This is a genomic window from Spirochaeta thermophila DSM 6578 (assembly GCF_000184345.1).
GTDB lineage: Bacteria > Spirochaetota > Spirochaetia > Winmispirales > Winmispiraceae > Winmispira > Winmispira thermophila.
The window spans coordinates 1,644,512-1,665,955 of the sequence record NC_017583.1 but is presented as its reverse complement, the minus strand read 5'-3'; the positions used below and the strand labels follow the sequence as shown (position 1 = coordinate 1,665,955).

The 21,444-nt window shown below is 60.9% G+C and carries 21 protein-coding genes, 1 tRNA gene and 1 pseudogene; 11 read left to right on the top strand and 12 right to left on the bottom strand.

Features of this window, described 5'->3' with window-relative positions; all coding sequences use genetic code 11:
- Positions 1-222 precede the first annotated feature (222 nt).
- Positions 223-1,107 carry an energy-coupling factor ABC transporter permease gene (locus SPITH_RS07565; RefSeq protein ID WP_014625076.1) on the top strand — a complete coding sequence of 295 codons (885 nt, stop codon included), beginning with the start codon at positions 223-225 and terminating at the stop codon, positions 1,105-1,107.
- Positions 1,108-1,184: 77 nt separating this feature from the next.
- Here SPITH_RS07565 and SPITH_RS12790 read toward each other — a convergent pair whose 3' ends face one another.
- The gene (locus SPITH_RS12790) at positions 1,185-1,775 is read right to left on the bottom strand and encodes a PrsW family glutamic-type intramembrane protease (protein ID WP_014625075.1); all 591 of its coding nucleotides are present in this window, start codon (positions 1,773-1,775) and stop codon (positions 1,185-1,187) included.
- 1 nt (position 1,776) lies between these two features.
- Positions 1,777-2,844 carry a histidinol-phosphate transaminase gene (gene hisC, locus SPITH_RS07555; RefSeq protein WP_014625074.1) on the bottom strand — a complete coding sequence of 356 codons (1,068 nt, stop codon included), beginning with the start codon at positions 2,842-2,844 and terminating at the stop codon, positions 1,777-1,779.
- Between the two features lie 50 nt (positions 2,845-2,894).
- On the opposite strand from hisC, the gene SPITH_RS07550 reads away from it, so the two are divergent.
- Entirely contained in the window at positions 2,895-3,614 is a 720-nt protein-coding gene (locus tag SPITH_RS07550) for a type 1 glutamine amidotransferase (RefSeq protein ID WP_081467741.1), read from the top strand.
- Here the strand turns inward: SPITH_RS07550 and SPITH_RS07545 are convergent.
- Positions 3,553-3,801: a DUF3783 domain-containing protein gene (locus tag SPITH_RS07545; RefSeq protein ID WP_014625072.1), complete on the bottom strand. Its 249-nt coding sequence runs from the start codon at positions 3,799-3,801 to the stop codon at positions 3,553-3,555. The genes SPITH_RS07550 and SPITH_RS07545 overlap by 62 nt on opposite strands.
- Before the next feature lie 102 nt (positions 3,802-3,903).
- Between SPITH_RS07545 and clpB the strand changes: the two genes are divergently transcribed.
- Positions 3,904-6,516 (top strand): ATP-dependent chaperone ClpB, encoded by a 2,613-nt coding sequence (gene clpB, locus SPITH_RS07540; RefSeq protein ID WP_014625071.1) that lies wholly within the window; start codon positions 3,904-3,906, stop codon positions 6,514-6,516.
- A 141-nt stretch (positions 6,517-6,657) separates the two neighbouring features.
- On the opposite strand, the pseudogene SPITH_RS07535 reads toward clpB, so the two are convergent.
- A pseudogene (locus tag SPITH_RS07535) lies at positions 6,658-7,104 on the bottom strand (type I restriction enzyme endonuclease domain-containing protein); the annotation flags it as partial.
- A gap of 104 nt (positions 7,105-7,208) precedes the next feature.
- Here SPITH_RS07535 and SPITH_RS07525 point away from each other — a divergent pair.
- The 3 genes from SPITH_RS07525 (at position 7,209) to SPITH_RS07515 (ending at position 10,501) form a co-directional block, all read left to right on the top strand.
- Positions 7,209-8,365 (top strand): IS3 family transposase gene (locus SPITH_RS07525; protein ID WP_425358081.1). Its coding sequence is split into 2 segments (ribosomal slippage): positions 7,209-7,458 and positions 7,458-8,365, totalling 1,158 coding nucleotides; the frame shifts between segments, so codons are not numbered across the junction.
- A 337-nt stretch (positions 8,366-8,702) separates the two neighbouring features.
- Complete coding sequence (locus SPITH_RS07520) at positions 8,703-9,215, top strand: hypothetical protein (protein WP_014625069.1); 513 nt, start codon at positions 8,703-8,705, stop codon at positions 9,213-9,215.
- Positions 9,216-9,235: 20 nt separating this feature from the next.
- The gene (locus SPITH_RS07515; RefSeq protein ID WP_014625068.1) at positions 9,236-10,501 is read left to right on the top strand and encodes a PilZ domain-containing protein; all 1,266 of its coding nucleotides are present in this window, start codon (positions 9,236-9,238) and stop codon (positions 10,499-10,501) included.
- On the opposite strand, the gene SPITH_RS07510 is transcribed toward SPITH_RS07515, so the two are convergent.
- The 3 genes from SPITH_RS07510 to SPITH_RS07500 are packed head-to-tail and all read right to left on the bottom strand — an operon-like array spanning position 10,429 to position 11,763.
- Entirely contained in the window at positions 10,429-10,821 is a 393-nt protein-coding gene (locus SPITH_RS07510; RefSeq protein WP_014625067.1) for an STAS domain-containing protein, read from the bottom strand. The genes SPITH_RS07515 and SPITH_RS07510 overlap by 73 nt on opposite strands.
- 59 nt (positions 10,822-10,880) lie before the next feature.
- Positions 10,881-11,231 (bottom strand): PilZ domain-containing protein, encoded by a 351-nt coding sequence (locus tag SPITH_RS07505; RefSeq protein ID WP_014625066.1) that lies wholly within the window; start codon positions 11,229-11,231, stop codon positions 10,881-10,883.
- A complete protein-coding gene (locus tag SPITH_RS07500; protein WP_041624061.1) occupies positions 11,191-11,763 on the bottom strand; it encodes an ATP-binding protein in 573 nt (190 codons plus the stop codon). The genes SPITH_RS07505 and SPITH_RS07500 overlap by 41 nt, the downstream gene beginning before the upstream one ends.
- A gap of 47 nt (positions 11,764-11,810) precedes the next feature.
- Between SPITH_RS07500 and SPITH_RS07495 the strand changes: the two genes are divergently transcribed.
- On the top strand, positions 11,811-14,591 hold the full coding sequence (locus SPITH_RS07495; RefSeq protein WP_014625064.1) for a tetratricopeptide repeat protein: 2,781 nt from the start codon (positions 11,811-11,813) through the stop codon (positions 14,589-14,591).
- A 37-nt stretch (positions 14,592-14,628) separates the two neighbouring features.
- Positions 14,629-14,701, top strand: a tRNA-Met gene (locus SPITH_RS07490).
- A 36-nt stretch (positions 14,702-14,737) separates the two neighbouring features.
- Here SPITH_RS07490 and SPITH_RS07485 read toward each other — a convergent pair.
- The 4 genes from SPITH_RS07485 to nrdR are packed head-to-tail and all read right to left on the bottom strand — an operon-like array spanning position 14,738 to position 18,518.
- A complete protein-coding gene (locus SPITH_RS07485) occupies positions 14,738-15,460 on the bottom strand; it encodes an anaerobic ribonucleoside-triphosphate reductase activating protein (protein ID WP_014625063.1) in 723 nt (240 codons plus the stop codon).
- Positions 15,457-15,936, bottom strand: a complete 480-nt coding sequence (locus tag SPITH_RS07480; protein ID WP_014625062.1) for a thioredoxin family protein — start codon at positions 15,934-15,936, stop codon at positions 15,457-15,459. The genes SPITH_RS07485 and SPITH_RS07480 overlap by 4 nt, the downstream gene beginning before the upstream one ends.
- Positions 15,937-15,961: 25 nt before the next feature.
- Positions 15,962-18,031 carry a ribonucleoside triphosphate reductase gene (locus SPITH_RS07475; protein WP_014625061.1) on the bottom strand — a complete coding sequence of 690 codons (2,070 nt, stop codon included), beginning with the start codon at positions 18,029-18,031 and terminating at the stop codon, positions 15,962-15,964.
- Positions 18,032-18,044: 13 nt separating this feature from the next.
- A complete protein-coding gene (nrdR, locus tag SPITH_RS07470; RefSeq protein WP_041624060.1) occupies positions 18,045-18,518 on the bottom strand; it encodes a transcriptional regulator NrdR in 474 nt (157 codons plus the stop codon).
- A 181-nt stretch (positions 18,519-18,699) separates the two neighbouring features.
- Between nrdR and SPITH_RS07465 the strand changes: the two genes are divergently transcribed.
- The 3 genes from SPITH_RS07465 to SPITH_RS07455 are packed head-to-tail and all read left to right on the top strand — an operon-like array spanning position 18,700 to position 20,542.
- Positions 18,700-19,029 carry an arsenate reductase family protein gene (locus SPITH_RS07465; protein ID WP_041624255.1) on the top strand — a complete coding sequence of 110 codons (330 nt, stop codon included), beginning with the start codon at positions 18,700-18,702 and terminating at the stop codon, positions 19,027-19,029.
- A 52-nt stretch (positions 19,030-19,081) separates the two neighbouring features.
- Complete coding sequence (locus SPITH_RS07460; protein ID WP_014625058.1) at positions 19,082-20,152, top strand: 3-deoxy-7-phosphoheptulonate synthase; 1,071 nt, start codon at positions 19,082-19,084, stop codon at positions 20,150-20,152.
- 45 nt (positions 20,153-20,197) lie between these two features.
- A complete protein-coding gene (locus tag SPITH_RS07455) occupies positions 20,198-20,542 on the top strand; it encodes an FHA domain-containing protein (RefSeq protein WP_014625057.1) in 345 nt (114 codons plus the stop codon).
- 24 nt (positions 20,543-20,566) lie between these two features.
- Here SPITH_RS07455 and SPITH_RS07450 read toward each other — a convergent pair whose 3' ends face one another.
- Positions 20,567-21,442: an HU family DNA-binding protein gene (locus SPITH_RS07450; protein WP_014625056.1), complete on the bottom strand. Its 876-nt coding sequence runs from the start codon at positions 21,440-21,442 to the stop codon at positions 20,567-20,569.
- Positions 21,443-21,444 lie beyond the last annotated feature (2 nt).

Here is a 21,444-nt window from a genome sequence, read left to right as displayed (position 1 = left end):
CTTTTTTCCCCGCCTTTTTCAACACTCGATGTTACAGTCCCTGTTACAGTCCCGGGTTTTGAGCGTTTTGTTGCTCTTTCTCAGTGGAGGCGGTTTGAGTTCGTAAATCGAAATTTGCAGAAAAATCGGGGGGATTTGCGAATCTGTGGGAACCACTTGTAGGTGTATAGGAAAGCTTTTATACTTCTCCTGAGATTTTAGAACACCATAAGAGGAGGGAGTATGCACATTCCTTCACACGTGATGTCGCATGCGCGGTCTGGTGCAGCAGGGGGCGGTATTGCAGGGCTTCTCACGGTGGGGGTCGCCTGGTGGGCCGCCCGAAGTGAGCGGAAGCCTGACGGCCTGCTTTTCGCGAGCGTGACGGCGCTCGTCTTTGCCCTGGAGATGCTCAATGTGCCTGTTCAGCATGGTACCTCGGGACACATCATCGGGACGGTGCTCGCCATTGGGGTGCTAGGCGCTCCGTTTGGTCTGCTTTCCATGGTGCTTGTGCTCAGCCTTCAGGCCTTGGTGTTTGCTGATGGGGGACTCGCCTCTCTCGGGTGGAACGTGATCAACATGGCCTTCGTCGCGGCGCTTCCGGCCCTCTTCCTGGTGCGGAAGGATCGGCCCGTCTCCCCGCTCCTGTGGGCGATTGCAGGTTGGGCCTCGGTGGTGCTCGCTGCGCTCGCTTGTGCGCTCGAGCTTGCGTACATGGGGATCTTCCCCGCACGCGAGGCGGTGCCTGCCATGGTGGGGGTGCACGCCCTCGTCGGGTTCATCGAGGGGGCGGGTACTGCGCTGCTCGTTCCTGTGCTCTCCCGGATGGGGAGCGAGGCACGAACGATGGGCTGGCTTGCCCCGGGACTCGGTGCGCTCGTAGGAGTGGTGCTCTTCGCACCGCTCGCGAGTCCGCTCCCCGACGGGCTCGAGTGGGTGCTCGAGCGCTTTGCCCACATCAAGGAGGTGGCCCCCTCGTTCGTGAGCCCGCTTGCCGACTACACGGTCCCGGGTGTGGCGAACCCCTTCCTTTCCACCATACTCGCAGGTATGGTGGGGGTGGTCCTTACCTTTGGCCTCGCGTGGGGTGTGGGGTGGTTTCTGGGTGTGCGGCGAGCAGGGTGAGTGTGGGTCTGAGTGTCTGTGGGGGGAGGCTGCGGTGTGTCCGCGGCCTCTTTTTTGTGGGGCGGGTCTTGTGGGGGCTAGCGGCGGGAGGGGGATGAGAGGAGGAAGGAGGTGATGATGAGGAGGGAGAGGGGAAGAGAGGCGAGGCCGAGGAGGGGGCGGGTGCGGGAGAGGAGGTTGTAGGCGAGGTGGAGGAGCCAGGCGAGGAGGATGCCGCGGTGGGAGCGGAGGGTGCGGGGGGGCGGGGTGGTGAGGAAGGGGCTGGCCCACAGGGTGGTGGCGGCGAGGTGGAGGGGGAGCGAGAAGAGGGTCCGGGCGAAGAGGGTGGAGGGGGAGGGAAAGGCGTAGAGCACGGTCTCAAAGGAGGCAAAGCCTGCCGGCACGAGGAGGACGGCGGGGCGGAGGGAGGGGGTGGGGATGCGGGGGAGGAGAAAGACGAGGGTGCCCGCCTTCACCGCTTCTTCGAGGAGGGGGATGAGGAGGGTGAGGAGGGAGGAGGGAAGGAGTGGGGAGAGGAGGGCGGTGAGCGAGAGGGCGAGGGCGCCGCCTGCCATGCCGGCAAGGATGAGGCCGAGGGTGTGGGGGATGGGGAGGCGGGTGAGGATGGCGGGGAGGGTGCAGAGGAGGAGGGCGCCACACCAGATGAGGGCCCAGAGTGCCACTTCCACGTCAGGTCCTCCTCGTCCTGAGGTAGTCCTCGAGTGCCGCGATGAAGGCCGTGTTGTGTTCGTGCGTGCCCACGGTCACCCGCATCCAGCCGGGGAGCCCGAAGCTGTCGAGCGGCCGGATGATGACGCCTCGCTCCATGAGCGCTCTGAAGGCCTCCTGTGAACTCCCTTCCACACGAAAGCACACGAAGTTCGCCTCTGAGGGGTAGTAGAACAGTCCCAGTCGGGAGAGTTCACCATAGAGGAATGCTTTCCCTTCTCTCGTGATGGCGCGGGAGCGTTCCACAAACGCTTCGTCGTCCAGGGCCGCGAGGGCTGCTGCCTGACCGAGGAGGTTCACGTTGAAGGGAGGCTTGAGCCGTCCCACATATCGTATCACCTGTGGGTGCGCCACGCCGTATCCAACCCTGAGGCCTGCGAGCCCGTAGACCTTGGAGAACGTGCGGAGCACCATGAGGTTGGGATGGTCTTTGAGGAGCTCGACGGTCTCGGGGAAGTCGCGGGCCTCCACGTATTCCCTGTAGGCTTCATCCACCACCACGAGCACGTCTCCGGGTACTTTTTCCAGAAAGGAGGTGAGCTCCTCATGGGAGAGGTACGTGCCTGTGGGGTTGTTGGGGTTGCAGATGAACACCACCCTGGTGGATGCGTCGATCCGGGCGAGGATCTCCTCGAGCTGAAACCGTCCCTCCTGCATGGGAGCGTAGCGGACCTCTCCCTCGAACACGCGCGTTGCAAAGGTGTACTCGGAGAAGGTGTGCTCCCCTGTCACCACGGAGGCCCCTCGGTCCACAAAGGCGCCGGCGATGAAGAGCATCACCTCATCGGACCCGTTTCCTATCACGTACCAGTCGGGGGAAAGGCCATGAAGCTCTGCCAGCTTCTCCTTGAGCGCGCGACATGCTCCATCCGGGTAGCGGTGGATGGTGGCTGCGGTGTCCTGGAGGGCCTTCAGGGCGAGCGGTGAGGGGCCAAGCGGATTCTCGTTGGAGGAGAGCTTTATTGCACCGGGGCGCGAGGCACCGGCCGTGTACGATGGAAGGGTTTCCACCACCTTGCGGACTCGCATGGACACTCCTTTTCAGGGATGGTAGAGTCATAGTAGCCCAAGAGGTAGGGATGAGGAAAGGAGGTCTTGTGCACGTTCTCTTCGTCCAGCACGTGGCGTTCGAGCGGCCCTTTATGATCGAGGATTACGTTCGCGAACAAGGGGCCCGCTGGGAGTCGGTGTGTCTTTCCTCTGGAGATGTGCTTCCCTCTGAGGTGCCCGATCTGGTGGTGCTCATGGGAGGGCCCATGAGCGTCCACGATGAGGGGCTGTACCCGTGGTTGAAGGAGGAGAAGGTCTTCATTCGCCGGTGTGTAGAGGCCGGGAAGCGCCTCATCGGTGTGTGCCTGGGCGCCCAGCTCCTCGCAGAGGCCCTCGGAGGTGAGGTGAGGAAGGCCAAAGGAAAGGAGATCGGCTGGTTCCCGGTGTACGTGACGCCCGAGGCCTCCGGCCACCCCTGGGTGGAGGGGATTCCCCCCTCACTCATGGCCTTTCACTGGCATGGTGAAGAGGTGACCCTCCCACCTGGGGCGCTCCACCTCTTCTACAATCACCACACCGAGGTGCAGGGCTTCCTCTACGAGGACCGCATCCTGGGGCTCCAGTTCCACCTGGAAGGGACGCCGGAGACCGGCGAGGCCCTCCTTGCCGCCTGTGCCAGCGAGTGTGCAGGCGAAGGCCCCTCAGTCCAGGACCCGCAGACCATCCGTGAAGGCTTCTCCCGCTATCTCACTCAGACGCGGAGGGTTCTCTTTCACCTTCTCGCCCGCCTGATTCCTTACGGGCAGTGAGCATCTTGTGTTCTTCAGTCACTTCTTTTATGAGCTCCGCCACCGTCCACTCGAGGTTCGTGGGGGTGGTCATGGCAAAGGCGATGCTGTGAGGATCCTCCACCACTTGCTTTATCGCAGGCAGGAGTCTCTGGATCTCCTGATGGGTGAAGCCGTGGAGCAGGACGAGCCGGTCTCGCTGTTCCATCGTAACTCCTTTGTTTGACGATCTTGAGCCCCTTGAGTAGGTTATTATACACGGACCCGGAACGACACGCCAGTACAAAATGTGATCCAAAGGGAGAAACATATGGATCTCGAACGTTTCACGGTGAAGGCGCAGGAGGCCTTGCAGAACGCGACCAAACTCATGCACCAGTACGATCACACCCTTCTCGAGCCGGAGCACATCGCCCTTGCGATCGTCCAGCAGGAGGAGGGGATCATCAAACCGTTGGTGGAGCGGTTGGGCGCATCCCGTGCCCAGATCGAACACGAGCTTGTAGCCCTGCTTGAAAAGAAGCCAAAGGTCTATGCAGAAGGGGGGTCGACCACTGGAGTGAGTCTCTCCAACCAGGCGGCTCGTGTCCTCAGCAAGGCCGAGATGGAAGCCAAGCGCATGCAGGACGAGTACGTGAGTGTGGAGCATATCCTCCTCTCTCTTGCCCAGGAACCGGGGGAGGTAGGACGTGTGTTCCAGCGCAACGGCCTCACCTATGAGGGCATAAAGCACGCCATAGAGGGTATCCGCCAGGGGAGACGGGTGACGAGTCAGGATCCCGAGAGCACCTACCAGGCCCTCGAGAAGTACTGCCGTGACCTCACCGCACTCGCCAGGCAGGAGAAACTCGACCCGGTGATCGGCCGCGACGAGGAGATCCGCCGCATGATCCAGGTGCTCCTGCGGCGCACCAAGAACAACCCTGTGCTCATGGGGCCGCCGGGTGTGGGTAAGACGGCCATCGTGGAAGGCCTTGCGCGCAGAATCGTGGCAGGCGACGTGCCCGATTCCCTCAAGGACAAGCGGATCCTCGCACTCGACCTCGGGGCCCTCGTGGCAGGGGCCAAGTATCGCGGCGAGTTCGAAGAACGCCTCAAGGCCGTGATCAACGAGGTCATCGCCTCTGAAGGAAAGATCATCCTCTTCATCGACGAGCTGCACACCCTCATCGGTGCAGGTGCGGCTGAAGGCGCCACCGACGCCGCCAACCTCCTCAAGCCCCCGCTCTCCCGTGGTGAGCTGAGGACCATCGGTGCCACCACGGTGGACGAGTACCGGAAACACATCGAAAAGGACGCGGCCTTCGAGCGCAGGTTCCAGCCCATCTACGTTGCGGAGCCCTCGGTGGAGGACACCATCTCCATCCTCCGCGGGCTCAAGGAGCGCTACGAGGTGCACCACGGTGTGCGCATCACCGACGAGGCCATCGTGGCCGCGGCGGTGCTCTCGGACAGGTACATCACCTCGCGTTTCCTCCCGGATAAGGCCATCGACCTCATCGACGAGGCGGCCAGCCGGCTCAAGATGGAGATAGAGAGCATGCCCACTGAGCTCGACCAGCTCGACAGGAGGATCCTCCAGCTCACGATAGAACGCCAGGCCCTCTCCAAAGAGAAGGACCCCGCCTCTCAGGAGCGGCTCAAGAAGATCGAGCAGCAGCTCTCCCAGCTCAAGGAAGAGCGCGACAAGCTCTACCTCAAGTGGCAGAACGAGAAGAAGATCATCGACGAGATCCGGAAGCTCAACGCCGAGATCGAGGAGCTCACCATACAGGAGACCCAGTACGAACGGCAGGGGAACCTCGACAAGGCGGCCGAGATAAAGTACGGCCTCCTGCCTCAGAAGCGGCGTGAGCTCGAGGAGAAGACCAAGGAGCTCGAGCGGCTCAAGGGCGAGGAAAGCTCGCTCCTGAGGGAAGAAGTGACAGAGGAGGACATCGCCCGCGTGGTCTCGAGCTGGACCGGCATACCGGTGACCAAGATGATGGCCTCCGAGAAGGAGAAGCTCCTTCACCTTGAAGAGGAGCTCGGCAGACGGGTGATAGGGCAGGAGGAGGCCATAAGGGCCGTGGCCGATGCGATCCGAAGGAACCGGAGCGGCCTCTCCGACCCGAGACGGCCGATGGGCGTCTTCCTCTTCCTTGGCCCGACCGGTGTGGGAAAGACCGAGCTTGCCCGTACCCTGGCCGACTACCTCTTCAACGACGAGCGGGCCATGGTGCGCATCGACATGAGCGAGTACATGGAGCGGCATGCGGTCTCCAGGCTCATCGGTGCCCCGCCGGGGTATGTGGGCTATGAAGAAGGCGGTCAGCTCACCGAGGCTGTGCGCAGAAGGCCGTACTCGGTGATCCTCTTCGACGAGGTGGAGAAGGCCCATCCCGATGTGTTCAACATCATGCTCCAGATCTTCGATGACGGAAGGCTCACCGATAGCCAGGGGCACGTGGTGGACTTCAAGAACACCATCATCATCATGACGAGTAACATAGGGAGTGATCTCATCCTCGAGGCCGACGATCTGGAGAAGGTCAAACCGCAGGTCAACAGCCTCCTGAGGGCGAGCTTCAAGCCCGAGTTCCTCAACCGGATCGATGAGATGATCGTCTTCCACAGGCTCACGCAGGAGCACATCTACAAGATCCTCGATCTCGAGATCGCACGCCTCAACGAGCGGCTTTCGGAGCAGCACCTCTCCATAGAGGTGGATCAAAAGGCCAAGGAGATCCTGGTGAGGGAAGGCTTCAGCCCCGAGTTCGGCGCACGACCCCTCAAACGCAGCGTACAGCGCCTCATCTACAACCCCCTTGCAAAAGAACTCATTGCAGGCAAGTATAGCGAGGGAGATACGGTGTTCGTGACCGCCGAGCACGGCCAGCTCCTCTTCACACGGAAAGTAGGAGAGGCAGTAGCCTCTTCATAGACACCTCAATTCTCGCCTTGAGGGAGGGCGTAGGCCCTCCCTCATTTGTGTGTGTGAACGAGAGAGGCGAGAAGCTCGCCAGAGTACGTGAGGAGAGGGGGCCGTGTTTCACAAGTGGAAGGAGCTCTAGTGAAAGAGCGTTTACGATAGCACCCAGTCCTCACACAAGACTTCTGTTTGCTCCAGCACAAGCTCGGTGGTTTGTTCCTGCTTGTCAGGAGGATAGCCGTATTTTCGCAGGATGCGCTTGACCAGTACTCGCAGCTGGGCACGGGTATTTTCCCGCTTGCTCCAATCCACCGAGACGCTTCCACGTACCCTTTCCACCAACTCCTGGGCGATCTTCCTCAGGGTCTCATCCCCCAGGACCTGCACCGCACTCTCGTTGGAAGCCAGTGCGTCGTAGAACGCCACCTCGTCCTCGAATAGTCCCAGATCCTCGCCTCGCCGAGCGGCTTCGCGCATCTGCTTGGCAATGGCGATGAGCTCTTCTATCACCTGAGCCGTCTCGATGGCCCGATTGTGGTATTTGTTCATAGCTCGCTCAAGCAATTCTGAAAGGTGATTACCATTTTTGAGCCACCTGTGGTATAATACCGAAGAGAGAGGTGGCACGGATATATACTGCGTCCCGTAGGAGTGGACACGGAGAAATGGTAGAGGTAAGACTGGAATAAGGGAGGAGGACGCAGATGAAGAAGCGGACATGGACCACTGAAGAGAAACTTGCGATCGTCCTGGAAGGACTCCGAGGCGAACGGCAGATCGCCGAGATCTGCCGGGAACACCAGATCAGCCAGACGATGTACTACCGATGGCGGGACAGGTTTCTGGAAGGGGGCACGAGAGCCCTTGCAGACGGCAGGAAGGAGAAGGACACCTATCGAGCGAAGATAGAGCAGCTTGAGAAGATCATAGCGAAGCAGGCGATCCAGATCGAGATACTAAAAAAAACGAAGGAGCTGTTGGGGAGATAGAGGCGGTGGAGCGGCTGGTGGGGGAAGGGTACCGGGTGAAGGATGCGTGTGAGGCGTTTGGCGTGAGTCGGAGCCGGTACTATGCGAGGAGGAAAAGGGGGCAGAAGGTGGGGAAGAAGCGGGAGGAGAAGGAGAGGGACGATGGGCGGCTTATGGAGAAGATCAGGGATCTTGTGGGGGAGCATCCGTACTGGGGGTACAGGCGGGTGGCGTGGTGGTTGAGGAGGCGGGAGGGGGAGGAGGTGAGCGAGAAGCGGGTGAGAGGACTTATGAAGGGTGCGGGGCTTATGTGTAGACGGGAGAAGAAGAAAGCGAGACGTGGGAGTGGGCGAGGGAAGCCGGTGGCGAGGAGACCGAGGGAGTGGTGGGGGATCGACATGACGAAGGTGCTGGTGAAAGGGATAGGATGGGTCTATCTCGTGATCGTACTTGACTGGTACACGAAGAAGCTGGTGGGGTGGAAGGTGTCGGTGAGGGGGAGGAGTGAGGAGTGGTGTGCGGCGATGGAGATGGCGGTGGAGCGGGAGTTTCCCGAGGGGGTGAGGGGGAGAGGGCTTCGGCTGGTGAGTGACAACGGGAGCCAACCGTTGAGCCGGTCGTTCATGAAGGCGATGGAGGTATTGGGGATCGAACAGGTGTTCACGAGCTACAACAATCCGAAGGGGAATGCGGACACGGAGCGGATGATACGGACGATGAAGGAGGAGCTGTTGTGGCTGCGGGAGTGGGAGCACGTGGGGGAGCTGGAGGAGGCGGTGAGGGGATGGGCGGAGGAGTACAACCAGCACTATGTCCACAGTGCGCTAGGGTACAGGAGCCCCGAGGAATATGAGGCCCTTTGGGCGCAGATGCAAGGAGAGGAGGTCGCATGACCCCTTTCGGTACTACCATTTCTCCCTACCCTTTTTGTCTTGACTTAATGGGCGCAGTACACATCACTGCTTGCGTGACGGATAGATGGAGCTTATAATGGCACTACGATTATTGTATGTGGGAGGAGATGTGCGGAAGGGGTTTCCTACGGTACTCGTGTTTCTCTTATTGGTGCTCTCCATGCTCTCTTCCTGTGAAAGAGGCACATCAAAGAGTGTAGAGCACACCCCTCTTCCTTCTCCCACGAGTTCTGCCTTAAGGGTGGAGCTCTCTGCCGCGCAAGAACCCTCTCCCCCTCCTCAGCCCTCGCAGGAGACGGGAGAGAAGGGGCTGACGATGAGATCCCCCGCTCCCTCTCTTCGTCCCTCTTCGGCCCCTCAACCCGCCCGGGTTCCGAGGGAGCATCCCTTTCTCCAGCACCTGAGGGAGTCCGTACTCGCGACCGACACCTACATCGGCCCCCTTCCGGGCCGTATCGCGCCTTCGTCGCCCGAAGAGGCGGCCCGCCGGACGGCACAGGCCTTTTCGACCAGGCGGCTGCCGCCCGAGATCCAGGATGAGGGGGTGCGGCAGCACGTTCTCAGGACCCTGGCCTATATGGATCGGCTGGGAGTCTCCGTCACAGGTGTACGTATCGGACTGGCCTTCCCCGACGCCTCGGGGCTCTTCCACGTGAACATCAAGCTGTATCTCCAAGAGGGATACGTGGGGGGGAGCCTCGTCTTGAAGAAGCAAGATGCCGGATGGGTGGTCTCCGACCTCCTCCTCGATACGGCATCGTTCCTCTCTCCCGAGACCGAGGAACGCCCCTTCGCGCCGGGAGGCTACGCCATGTTGCCCCTGTATTAGGGGAAAAGGAGGAGCAGGCCATGGGTACTCCGCTCAGGCGGATCGAGAAGGAATTCATCCTCAAGTCGCTCGAGGATGAGAAGATCCCCGTGGAGCTCCTGTTCCAGAGGCGGCGATACCGCGCGGAGATCCACAAGGTGGACTTCAAGACGAGCAAGATGTATCTCTTCGTGGAGGGGAACCCGGTGCTCGACATTCCCGTGGGCGACGAGGTGAGCGCCTATTTCCGCATCCACGGCACCCTCATGACCTTCGACATGGTCTACCTGGGGCGGGAAGACGACCTCGTGGTCACGAGCATCCCCGAGGGGGTCTATCGGGATCTCCAGCGGGAGTTCGAGCGGGTGAGACATCCGGAAAACGTGAGGCTCCTGTTCACCGTGAGGGGCGAGCGTTATGTCCTCAACTTTCCTTCCGTGAAGAAGGGGGGGGCGGGGACCCCACCGGTGGTGTCTCCCTCCTTCGATGCGGCCACCATCTCCGCGCTCCTCAACGACTTCAGGAAGAAGGCGGCCGAATTCTCCACCGAGAGCAAGATCGTCATGTTCAAGGAGCGCACTCCCGAATCCGAGGAAGAGCGTATCATCACCGACACGGGCAAGGTGCTTCTCTATCCTCAGAGCTATATCTACACGTCGGCCAACATCGACAGGCTCTACCCCCAGCTCAACCTCCTCTCCATAGACGCCATTCTCCTCTACTTCCGCGACCAAGGCGTCTCAAGGTCGGATGCCGTGCGCCGCATCAGGGAACTGGTGGCGCGGAAGCGGGAACAGAAGATAGGTCAGGAACTCTTTGCCCCCATCCTCTTCTATGAATACGTGATAGGGTATGTGTACCTGGTGAGCACGGTGGAGAAGAGGGTGCGTTACGACAGGCGGGTCCTCGAATACGTGCACGAGTTCTGCGCGAGTCTGGCCTATTCCCTCAAGATCCACGGGTACTTCAAGCCCCGGAAGGCCGAGATCACCTACGATCGGGCGGAGATCATCGACATAAGCCTCTCCGGGGTCCTGTTCACGTTCCCTCGACAAGTGGAGGACGATCCCTTCCTCCTCTTCTCGGAGATCGAGGTGGTGCTCGAAGTGGAAGGCAGGAAGGTCCCCGTCAAGGCCCGTGTGGTGCGGCGTTTTCAGGATGCCGACAAGCTCTACGTCGCGCTCGCCTTTCTCGATCTGAAAGACGACGACAGGTTCTTCCTCGCACGATCGCTCTACGGTGAGGATTTCTCCGGAGAGGTGAAGGTCATCTCTTCGGAGGGATCGGCGGAGGATTCTTCCTCGTGAAGCGCCTCCTCGAGAGATGGAGCGATGGGGAAATAGTGGAGGAGTTTCGTGAGCTCGATGACCCGTTTCACCGAGCCGTGGAGATTCACCAGGTAGAAGGCGATGTCCCGGCGTTTGGCCTCGGAGTAGGCGTAGAGGAGGGCCCCTATGCCGCTCGAATCGATGTAGGTGAGACCGTCGAGGTCGAGTACGATCTTCGCCGGGTGTTCGGGAAACACCTTCTGCAGCATGTCCTTTATCCGAGGAGCCTGGTAGAGGTCGAGCTCCCCGGTCAGGGAGAGGATGAACGAATGCTTCTCCCTGGTCACATCGATATCCATTCAGGCACCCCCTTTGCTACGCTGCATTATACCGCCTCCCGAATGAAGGTGCCAGGGGGTCATATGGTACGTACGTGATCCCGTATGAACTCCACCAGTTTTTTCAATTTGAGCGATGATTCTATGGGCACCTCTACGAAGCGAAATCCCGCCGTGTAGAAGAGATCCTCGTGGGCAGTCCATCGGACCTCGGCAGTCAGTTCAAAAGGGGGGATGCCCGTCTCTTCGAGGGGTATCACCTGGAGGACGTGATGCGCCCCCTTCTCCAGGGGAAGCGGCTTCAGGAACTCGAGTTTACAGCCGAGGACAGAGATGTCCCTCACATAGGCGGGGGTCTCCTCGTCCTCGATGAGGGCCTTGGCGTAGAGGTTATCGCGAGGTACTTTCCGCTTCTCTTCTCGCTGCTCCATGAGGGGCTCCTATAGCGATGCTTCCCCGGATGAGGGTCCCGTGTTTCTCCTGGGCGTCCCAGGGAACTTCGTTCCCGGTGCTGTCGAAGAAGTGGATTTCCAGTCTGTCGAAGACCTTCTTTGCGATATAGAGGCCCAGGCCGAAATGTCGGTTGCCGTTCGCTTCCCGGTAGGCATGGAAGGCCTTGCTCTCGATGTCGATCCTGTCCGCCGGTAGATTGATATCGTAGGGAAGAGTGGAGGGATCGAAGCCTCCTGCCTCGTCCCTTACCTCTGCGGTGAAGGAGCCGTCCTTGAAGGCGAGGGTCACGTATACAGGCGCAGGGTCGGTCTTCTTCGAGAGCGCCCTGAGGGAGTTGCTCACAAGCTCGAGTACGGCGTAGATGATGGTCTGAGGAGAGTGCGGGAGTCCGACTATCTCCACTTTCCTGAGGAGGGAGAAGACTTCCGTGACCGTGGCCCCCGGGTGGATCGTGAGTCGGATCCGGGAGAGTTTTTTCTCGCCAATCCGCAGATAGTGTGGCATAATCATCTATAAGGATAACCGATTCTGCCGAGAAATGCAAATAGGGGGAGGATGTGTTTCTCAGCATCTATCTCTACCACGGGAAGATGGCCCGACGGATCGGGCGGAGGCCGGTGCTGGAGTTCTATGACGAGCTTCGCAGGCGGCTTGTGGAGGTATGGCCGGGTTGCGAGTTCGTGGAGCACGGTGACCTGTGGCGCCTCTCCCTCCCCCCCCAGCACTCGAGGGAGGACGTGCTCGCGCTTCTCTCCTCGCTTTTCGCTCTCAAGGAGTTCGTGGAGGACCGTTCACACCTCCATCACGGAGTCGCCTTTCTCCTCGAGGATGGCGGATCCGGGGGCGGCCGGACGCACGAGGAGATCCCCCTCGGAGGCGGCTGCCTCTGGAGCACGGAGGGGGTCTACCGTCTCCTCGTCCGACATGTACGGGCGAAACGGGAGGAGGACCTGTGGCTCCTCACGGAACTGAGGGGCTATACCCCTTCCTCGGTCGAGTTCCCGTTCTCCCGGATGCCGCTTTCCCGGGGACAGTGCAGGGCCTTCGGCCGCTGCCTGCACATACTACGCCGGGGGGGCGTCTGCCACCTTAGGGCGCATCCGGCGGATCTCCTCGATTGGACCCTTGTCTGGCGTCTCGAGGGGAGAGGGTGGACCGTCCTGCCGCAGTCCTTCCACTCAGGACGCATGCTCGCCGCGGAATCCCTTCTCTCGGGTCTCCTCCGTCTCCTCCTCTCCCGCGTGGAGGAGGATGACTTCCCGAAAGGGTATGTAGGAGAGATGCTTCGAAGGGTTCGCTATGAAGACATCCTCGTCGACATCCCGCTCCGCGCACTCTACCATGCATGCACGCATCTCATGGATCTCCTCCGGCGCAGAGGACGGAAGGTGGTCGTGCTGGTCGCCTCGGAAGGGGGAGAAGAGGAGGAGCCCATCCTCGTACGCCTCCTCGAGTGGAGCAGGGAGAGGGGGATCGGCTGGGTGTGGGTCTCATCCACCTCCCCTCCCGCGTGGCTGAAGGACAGAGCGGTTTCCGTGGTGGCGCCTGGCCTCACTCCCGGGGACAGAGAGAGGTTCTTCCGGGAGAGAGGAGTCGATCCCCTCCGGGGAGCAGGAAAGTGGCACCGATTCGAACTCTACGCCCGGAACCTCGTGCGGGAGGACGAGGGCACCGGTCCCCTGGAAAGCTTTCTCATGGGACTCTCTCCGAAGGAGAGGAGACTCCTGTTGCTCCATGAGCTGTGTTTCCCCGTGCTGGGAGAGGAACGCATCAAGGACTGGGCCTCGAGATGGGATATCACGCCGCTCGAGGTGGAAGAGATGAGGAGCTGGCTGCAGGAGTATGGGGTGCTCTATCCGGGATCTCCTTCCTCCCCTCGGTATGCAGGAGTTTCCTCCTCCGGCGACGAGGTGCGGGAGATGGTCGCGCACCTCTCGATGGAACTCAGAAGGTTGGGGCATTCCGTCCCCTGGTTCTGGTTTCCCCATCTCCAGGGGGGGGAGCGGGATTCCTTCGTCTGGAACCTGTATCGGGGGTGGCTCCGGGGCGATAGCATGGTGAGGGATGCGAGAGAGGGAGGGCCTCTCTCCACACGGCTCCGAGAGGAGGAACGGCGTGGGCTCCTCCTCCTTTCGAGGATGATGTATGCGCTCGAGGAAGAGGAGAGGGGGGAAGGGGACAGGGTGGTGACGTTGTACGAAAAGGAGACATCGCTCTCCTCGCCTTTCAGAGAGTTTCTCGATCTCCACGTGGTGCGGTATCTCCGGGGAACCGATCCTCCCCGAGCCCTCGCCCTTGTGAAGGACCTCATCTTCCGGCTCCAGAACGGTCGTCCTTCCTCGTTCCTCAGGATCGTCGCCTATCTCGAGCTCACCCTCGCCATCGCTGCGAGAGGCACCCTCAGGGATGCGGAGGAGTATCTCCACCTCGCGGTGCACCTCGGAGAGAAGGATCAGGCCACCGGGCTCCTGGCCTCGCTCGTGGAATCCACCCTGTGGTGGCTCGAGGGGAGCTATACCAGGACGCTCCTCTCCCTCACCACGGCCCTGGACGGTGCGGTGGGGATCGACCTGCCCGAGGTGAGGGCCGCCCTCGGGTTCGTGCTCGGCCGGACCCACGTGGAGTTCGGTGAGTACGAGAAGGCTCTCGAGGTCTTCGACGCTACGCACGGATACTTCCAGTCCGTGCTCTCTTCAAGGGCCCTGCGGGTATTCAAGAAGTGGAAGGCCCGTTGTCTCTTCTTCCTCGACCGGCCGGAAGAGGCGGACCGCATCCTTCGGGAACTCCCTGAAGACGAGGAGGCGAGGTTGTTCCGTATAGAGGCCGCGGCCCGCGCAGGGGACACGAGAAGGATCATGGAACTGCTCTCCCTTCCGCCCGAGGATGTGAGGAAGTATCCGGAGGTAAAGGAAGACCTGCTTCCGTGGTGGTACACGGGCTTCGGGCTCATAGAAGAGCGGGTCTTCTATCAGCAGCCGAGGGAACGAGTCCCCAGGATGCTCACCCGGGTCCTGGAGCTCTACGCCCGGGGCATGGAGGGGGACATGTCCGCGGTGGAAGCCTTCTCGGAGATCATCCGCCACGCCCATCTGCGCAAGGGCGATCCCTATACCCATCTCTACCACCTCTGGTACGGCGAGATCCTCCTCGACCTCGAGAGGAGGGGCCTTTCCTATCAACAGGATCATCCCCTCACCATCCTTGGGAAAGGGGTGAAGCTCCTCCAGGTGAGGGCGAGCAGGATAGAGAACGCCACCCAGAAGCGGCACTACCTCTACAGGAACTACTGGAACGGAAGGCTCATGGAACTCGCGCGCCGCCACAAGCTCGTCTATTGACAGGCGCTTCCGGCTTTTGCTATAGTTTCCCACACATGGTGGCGTAGCTCAGTTGGTAGAGCAAGCGGCTCATATCCGCTGGGTCAGGGGTTCGAGTCCCTTCGCCACTATAAAAGGCGGCCGAGAGAAGAGGCCGCTTTTTTCTTTTACAGGGGATCGTCCTCGTGAGGGGTGTGGAACCGCAGGGAACAACGGATGCCCCTCTCTTCGCAGAGATGCTTCCACTCCTCGAGTTCCTCCGGCGGGTACGGCGCAACCTCCCTATAGGCGGGATCGAGGGTCACCGAGGGCCTGAAGCCTGCCACCACCACGTGGTCGATCCCCTCCGGCAGGTCCTCCAGCATCCGGGAGAAGACCTCCCTGTCCACGATGGGGGGACAGGCGGTCACCCGTACCTCATGGGGAATCCCCTGCTGCGCCACGAGCCCGAGCGATTCCCGCACCTTCTCTCCACCGGTCGTGTCGCCTCCCACCCTGTGGTAGAGATCGGGCGCGGTCTTGAAGTCCACCGCAACGTAGTCGAGAAGGGGAAGCACCTCCTCGAGCCGTTGAGGAAGGGTCCCGTTCGTGTCGAGCTTGCAGGCGTACCCCATCCCCCGCACCTCCTCGATGAGGGAGGGGAGAAACCCCTTGAGCAGCGGCTCCCCTCCGGTGAAGACCACGCCCTTGAGTATCCCGCGTCTCCGTGTGAGGAATGCGCGGATCTCCTCCCACGGGAGGAAGTCCTCGGAGTCTCCCTCTACCAATTCGGGATTGTGGCAGTAGGGGCACCTGAGGTTACACCCCCCCGTGAAGAGGACCGCGCTGAGCATGCCAGGAAAGTCGATGAGGCTCGTCTTCACGAGCCCCAGTCTGATCGCCTTGCTCATGCCACGGCAGCCGCGCCCTTGAGGAGATCCTTGAGCTCCTCAGGCGAGGTGGTACGGCCCACCTCCTTCCCCTTGCCGTCGAGGAGGAGCACGGTGGGGGTTCCGAGCACGCCGTATCGCTCCGCGAGGCTTTGCCCCTCGGCCGTGTCCACGTCTACGGCCCGGTAGGAGATCCCCGCCTCCTCGAGGGCCTGCCTCATGGCAGGACAGTAGGGGCACGCCTTCCGGTAGAAGTAGAGGATCTCGTCGGCTTCCCTCCGCTCCCGTGTCCTGAAGGTGTCGAAGGACAGCCCCACTTCGAAGGTCTTCCTGTGTCGGTACTCTTCCTTCTTGCCTTTGTTCCAGTTCTTGAGCGAGCGGTAGTAGCCGACGATCCGGGTGTAGATCTCGGTCTCCCTTCCTTTCACCTCGGCCAGCCTGGCCTTGAGCGATTCGATCTCCCGGTCGATCTCTGCAAGTCGTGTGCTCACGTCCATACGTTCCTCCTTACTGTGGGTGCATTTATAGTGCGGCCTGGAGCCGGCCCTTTTCCTGTTCCAGTTCCTGGATCCTGGCGAGGATGCGCTCCCGCTCCTCACGTTCGCAGTGTGGACAGTAGCGCACCTCTCCCTTCAGGTACCCGTGTACCGGACACACCGAAAATGTGGGGGTGATGGTGAAGTACGGGATACGATAGGTTCCTGCAATGGCCTTCACCAGATCGCGCACCACCCGCCAGTCGTCGATGGCCTCTCCCACGAAGGCGTGGAACACCGTACCCCCGGTGTACTGGATCTGGAGTTCCTCCTGCAGGTCGAGGGCATCGAAGATGTCGGCCGTGTAGTCCACGGGGAGCTGGGTGGAGTTGGTGTAGTACGGTTCCTCCTCACCTGCGGTGATGATGTCGGGGTAGTGCTCCTTGTCGTGCCGGGCGAGACGGTAGCTCGTGCTCTCGGCCGGCGTGGCCTCCAGGTTGAACAGGTCGCCGGTGTCCTCCTGGTAGTCCTGGAGCCTGCGGCGCATGTGCTGGAGCACCTCGAGGGCGAAGGCCCTCCCCTCGGGCGTGGTGATGTCCTTGCCCATGAAGTTGCGCAAGCACTCGTTCATGCCCACGAGCCCTATGGTGGAGAAGTGGTTGTTGAAGTGCTTGAGGTAGCGTTTGGTGTAGGGGAAGAGTCCCGCCTCCAGGAGCCGGGTGATGACCTTGCGCTTGATGGTGAGCGATTCGGCGGCGAGGTCCATGAGGTGGTTGAGCCGTCTGAAGAACTCGGTCCGCGAGTCCGAGAGATACCCGATGCGGGGGAGGTTGATGGTCACCACCCCGATGGAGCCGGTGAACTCGTCGGAGCCGAAGAGCCCGCCGCCCCGCTTCCTCAGCTCCCGCTTGTCGAGCTGGAGCCTGCAGCACATGGAGCGCACGTCTCCTGGCTTGAGGTCGGAGTTGATGAAGTTCTGGAAGTAGGGCGTCCCGTACTTGCCCGTCATATCGAAGAGCAGGGCGGCGTTCTCGCTGTCCCAGTCGAAGTCCCGCGTGATGTTGTAGGTGGGAATGGGATAGGCGAACCCCCTGCCGTTGGCGTCCCCCTCGAGCATCACCTCGAGGAAGGCCCGGTTGATCATGTCCATCTCCTCCTGGCACTCGCCGTAGGTGAAATCCTGGGGCTTGCCTCCCACGATCGCGGGCATGTCCTTGAGGTCCTCCGGTACCACCCAGTCCAGGGTGATGTTGGTGAACGGCGCCTGGCTGCCCCACCGCGAGGGCGTGTTCACGCCGAAGACGAAGCTCTGGACCGCCTGTTTCACCTCCTCGTAGCCGAGCCTGTCCACCTTCACGAAGGGGGCCAGATAGGTGTCGAAGCTCGAGAAGGCCTGGGCCCCGGCCCACTCGTTCTGCATGATACCCAGGAAGTTGACGATTTGCTGTACCAGGGTGAAGAGGTGCTTCGCCGGCTTGGAGGAGACCTTCCCCTCGACACCACCGAGCCCCTCCTCGATGAGCTGCCTGAGCGACCACCCCGCACAGTAGCCGGAGAACATGGAGAGGTCGTGGATGTGGAAGTCTCCGTTGATGTGCGCCTCTGCGATCTCGGGAGGATAGACCTTCTTGAGCCAGTAATTGGCCGTGATACTCCCCGAGTTGTGAAGGATGAGCCCACCGAGGGAGTAGTTCACGTTCGCATTCTCGTTGACCCGCCAGTCGCTCTGGGAGAGGTAGCCGTCCATGATGGCGGAGATGTCGAGCATGAGCTTGCGGGTGTCTCGCATGATGCTGTGCTGGGCCCGGTAGAGGATGTAGGCCTTGGCGAGGTCCACCTGGCGTTCCTCGATGAGCACGGTCTCGACCAGGTCTTGTATCTCCTCGATGGCCGGGGCCGAGTTGGGATGGCGATCTCTCATGAGCGCGCGGATCTTCTCCTCTACCAGATCGGTGAGGTGTTCGGCGAGGCTTTTGTCCTTCTCCCCCCGGACGCTCTCGATGGCCTTGAGGATGGCCCGCGTGATGCGTGACCTGTCGTAGAATTCGATCTGTCCGTCCCGTTTCACCACATACTTTGCCGGCGTTTCTCGCCGGGACGACACCTCATGTTCCATGTCGTTCTCCTCCTTAGCGTGTCACGTTGTTGGTTTTCTGGATGTGTCCTATCTCCTCCAGGAATGCCTTGAGATCCCTGAAGTTCTTGTATACAGAGGCGAACCTGATGTAGGCCACAAAGTCGAGGGCTTTGAGCTCCTCGAGCACCATATCCCCCAGGACCGACGTGGGAACCTCACGAGCGATGGGGTCGTAGAGGGCTGCGCGTTCCTCGATGCGGTTCACCAGCTCCTCGATCGTCTTGCCCGAGACAGGGAGCTTCTCCACCGCCCTCAGGATGCCCTTCTCGATCTTGCCGCGCTCGAAGGGTTCCCTCCTTCCCGACTTCTTGATGACCATGAGGGGTTTCTCCTCGATCCGTTCGTACGAGGTAAACCGATATCCACACGAGAGGCACTGCCGTCTCCGCCGGATACCCTCCCCTCCTGCGAGGGTACGCGTCTCTATCACCTTGTCGTCAGTACTCCCACAGTGAGGACATTTCACAGCTTGGAACCCCTCCCACATATAGGGTCTTTATGGATGTATTGTATGATAACACAGTATATATAGTGTGTCAATGGTCGGGGTGTGAGAAGCGCATCTCCTTCTTGAAGAGAGAGTTGAGGATGTCTCACCTTCACTTTTGAGACGAACTTGAGGTATGGTGTGCATATGGAGGTGCGAGGTGAACATCATCGTCTACGGTACCAGAAAGTGCAGGAACACGCAGAAGGCGATCCGCTTCTTCAAGGAGCGTCGCATCCCCGTGCAGTTCTTCGATCTCACCGAACGGCCCTTCAGCCCGGGGGAGGCGAGGAAGATCGCCCAGGCCCTGGGGAATGACGTGATCGATACAGAGTCCCGGCTCTACCGTGAGCGCCTCGCATTCATGGAGGTCTCCCTCGAGGAGCTCCTCCTCGAACACCCCGGTGCCCTCCGGACCCCCGTCGTGCGGGAGGGGACGCGTATCACCGCGGGCTATGTGCCCGAGGTGTGGTCTTCCTGGTTCTCCTAGAGGGGTTGTGCGAGTGGGTTTCTTCCGGTAGAATCAGGAGAGGAGGAACGTCATGGTGACCCGCATCTCTCAGCAGGCTGAAAACCTTCACATCCACGCCTTTGAGCAGCTCATCCCACCCAGGGAGCTCAAGGAGGCCCTTCCCCTCACAGAGAAGGCCCTCACCACGGTGGTGGAGGCGAGGAAGACCATCGTGAGCATCCTCACCAAGCAGGACCCCCGTCCCATAGGCCTGGTGGGCCCCTGTTCCATCCACGACCCTGTGGCGGCCCTGGACTACGCACGTCGGCTCGCTGCACTCCGCGAGAAGGTCCAGGATCGACTCTTTCTCGTGATGCGGGTCTACTTCGAGAAACCGCGTACCTCGGTGGGATGGCGTGGGTTCATCTTCGATCCCCATCTCGATGGCTCGGGCGATATCGCCTACGGCCTCAGGGAGGCGAGGAGGCTCCTCCTGGAGATCAATGAGATGGGGCTCCCTGCGGGATCCGAGCTTCTCGACTTCATCGTGCCCCAGTACATCGCTGACCTCATCTCGTGGGCCTCCATCGGGGCGCGGACCACGGAGTCGCAGACGCACCGCGACATGGCGAGCGGTCTCTCCATGCCCGTTGGCTTCAAGAACAGCACCGACGGCAGCATCGACAACGCGATCAACGCCCTCAAGGCGAGCAGGCACCCACACAACTTCCTGGGAATCGACCAGGAGGGGCGCACCTGCATCGTCCGCACCACGGGCAATCCACACGGGCACATCATCCTTCGCGGAGGAAGGCAGGGCCCCAACTACTACGAGGAGTTCGTGGAGGAGGCCGAATCTCGCATGCGCGAGGGGGGGTTCGAGCCGGCCATCATGATCGACTGCAGCCACGCCAATTCAGGCAAACGCTACGTGCGCCAGGAGCGCGTCTTCCGGGCGTTTCTCGACCAGCGCCTTTCGGGGCGCACCTCCCTCATCGGCTTCATGCTCGAGAGCAACATCCACGAAGGGTGCCAGAAGATCCCTGAGGACCTTTCCCAACTGGAGTACGGTGTGTCGGTCACCGACGAGTGCATAGGGTGGGAGAAGACCGAGGAGCTCATCCTGGAGGCGTATGAACGACTGGGAGGCGGAGAGAGATAGTCCTCCTTGTGCGATGCTCTAAACTGCAGTATACTGGTACTCAGTATGGGGGATGATACCATCATCGGTTCCAGTCCGGTGGGGAAGCGGCTGGGATCCATCCAGAAGCGCGAGAAGAACTACTGTCTCATCTTCGGCAATAAACGGCTTCCGATCGTCACCAAGATCACGATCGGCCGCGCCTCGGACAACGATGTGGTGATCGACAACAAGCTCGCGAGCAGGTATCATGCCTTCATCCAGAAGATCAAAAACGAGTATTTCCTCAAGGACCTCAACAGTACGAACGGTACCCATCTCAATGGCGTCCGCATTCCCCCTGACAAGTACGTGAAGCTCGCGCCGGGGGATGTGGTCACCATCGGCAAAACGAATCTCATCGTGATGTGACACGTACCCTCGGGTCACCTTCCTCTATGGTTCTTCGGCGGGGCTGAGAGGAGAGATGTCCACTGAGGCGGCCTTTTCCTTGAAGGAGCGTGAGGGCTTGAAGCGGGGAACGGCGATTGCAGGCTGTGCGGGCACGAGGATCTCTCCACCCGTGGCAGGGTGCCGCATGACCCGTGCCTTGCGTGGGGGGCGTACGGTGAGGCTGAAGGATCCGAGGTTCCCGAGGCGTACCCGCTCGCCCATGAGCACGCCGGCCTCCACGAGGGTGAGGTAGTCGGCGAGGAGTTCCTTCACCGCCTTCTGGGGAAGGCCGTGCCGGCGGGAGAGGTAGGAGGTGATGGTTCGGAGGGTGAAGTGGTCGATCTCAGTGGGCGTTGCGGGCATGGTGGACCTGTTGATCTTCACGAACCCGTTGGTGAGGTAGATGGTTGCTTCCCTCACCCTTCGCTCCTGTTCTGCAGGGGCGAGCGAGGGATCACAGACCGCTATCTTGTAGACCGCTGAGCTCTGCTTGAGGGCCGATCCCTCGAAAGAGGCGGTCTTCCCTTCCTCCACAGGTGCTGCGAGGCGTACGTCTTCGGCGCGGATGCTCTCCGGCACGTCGGAACGGAACTTGATGGAGGCGTACTCGAGCCACCTCCGATCTTCGCGGACCGGCCCCAGGCTGATGAGCGAGCCTGAATAGGTGAGGATGATGAGGCCTCTCGGATCGTCCGCCTCCACGCGGCCGAGCATCTGCATGCCGAGGCTCTGTGTCTGGCTCGTGAAGAGCTGGAACTTCTTTTCCCACGCGAGCGCGTACCGCTCTTTCAGTTCGTCCCGTACCGCGGGATCTTGCTCTTGAAGCAGCATCTCTATCTGACGCTGTATTTCGTAAGGGAGACGGTCGAATGTATTCATGT

What these genes read in the sequence shown, in the direction of transcription:
- SPITH_RS07545 (WP_014625072.1), bottom strand. Translation starts at nt 3,801, where the DNA reads ATGGAACAGCGAGACCGGCTCGTCCTGCTCCACGGCTTCACCCATCAG.
- SPITH_RS07500 (WP_041624061.1), bottom strand. Translation starts at nt 11,763, where the DNA reads ATGATTATGCCACACTATCTGCGGATTGGCGAGAAAAAACTCTCCCGG.
- SPITH_RS07460 (WP_014625058.1), top strand. Translation starts at nt 19,082, where the DNA reads ATGGTGACCCGCATCTCTCAGCAGGCTGAAAACCTTCACATCCACGCC.
- clpB (WP_014625071.1), top strand. Translation starts at nt 3,904, where the DNA reads ATGGATCTCGAACGTTTCACGGTGAAGGCGCAGGAGGCCTTGCAGAAC.
- SPITH_RS07480 (WP_014625062.1), bottom strand. Translation starts at nt 15,936, where the DNA reads ATGGACGTGAGCACACGACTTGCAGAGATCGACCGGGAGATCGAATCG.
- SPITH_RS07520 (WP_014625069.1), top strand. Translation starts at nt 8,703, where the DNA reads ATGAGATCCCCCGCTCCCTCTCTTCGTCCCTCTTCGGCCCCTCAACCC.
- SPITH_RS07550 (WP_081467741.1), top strand. Translation starts at nt 2,895, where the DNA reads ATGAGGAAAGGAGGTCTTGTGCACGTTCTCTTCGTCCAGCACGTGGCG.
- SPITH_RS07515 (WP_014625068.1), top strand. Translation starts at nt 9,236, where the DNA reads ATGGGTACTCCGCTCAGGCGGATCGAGAAGGAATTCATCCTCAAGTCG.
- SPITH_RS07510 (WP_014625067.1), bottom strand. Translation starts at nt 10,821, where the DNA reads ATGGATATCGATGTGACCAGGGAGAAGCATTCGTTCATCCTCTCCCTG.
- SPITH_RS07485 (WP_014625063.1), bottom strand. Translation starts at nt 15,460, where the DNA reads ATGAGCAAGGCGATCAGACTGGGGCTCGTGAAGACGAGCCTCATCGAC.
- SPITH_RS07505 (WP_014625066.1), bottom strand. Translation starts at nt 11,231, where the DNA reads ATGGAGCAGCGAGAAGAGAAGCGGAAAGTACCTCGCGATAACCTCTAC.
- SPITH_RS07565 (WP_014625076.1), top strand. Translation starts at nt 223, where the DNA reads ATGCACATTCCTTCACACGTGATGTCGCATGCGCGGTCTGGTGCAGCA.
- SPITH_RS07455 (WP_014625057.1), top strand. Translation starts at nt 20,198, where the DNA reads ATGGGGGATGATACCATCATCGGTTCCAGTCCGGTGGGGAAGCGGCTG.
- SPITH_RS07475 (WP_014625061.1), bottom strand. Translation starts at nt 18,031, where the DNA reads ATGGAACATGAGGTGTCGTCCCGGCGAGAAACGCCGGCAAAGTATGTG.
- hisC (WP_014625074.1), bottom strand. Translation starts at nt 2,844, where the DNA reads ATGCGAGTCCGCAAGGTGGTGGAAACCCTTCCATCGTACACGGCCGGT.
- SPITH_RS07450 (WP_014625056.1), bottom strand. Translation starts at nt 21,442, where the DNA reads ATGAATACATTCGACCGTCTCCCTTACGAAATACAGCGTCAGATAGAG.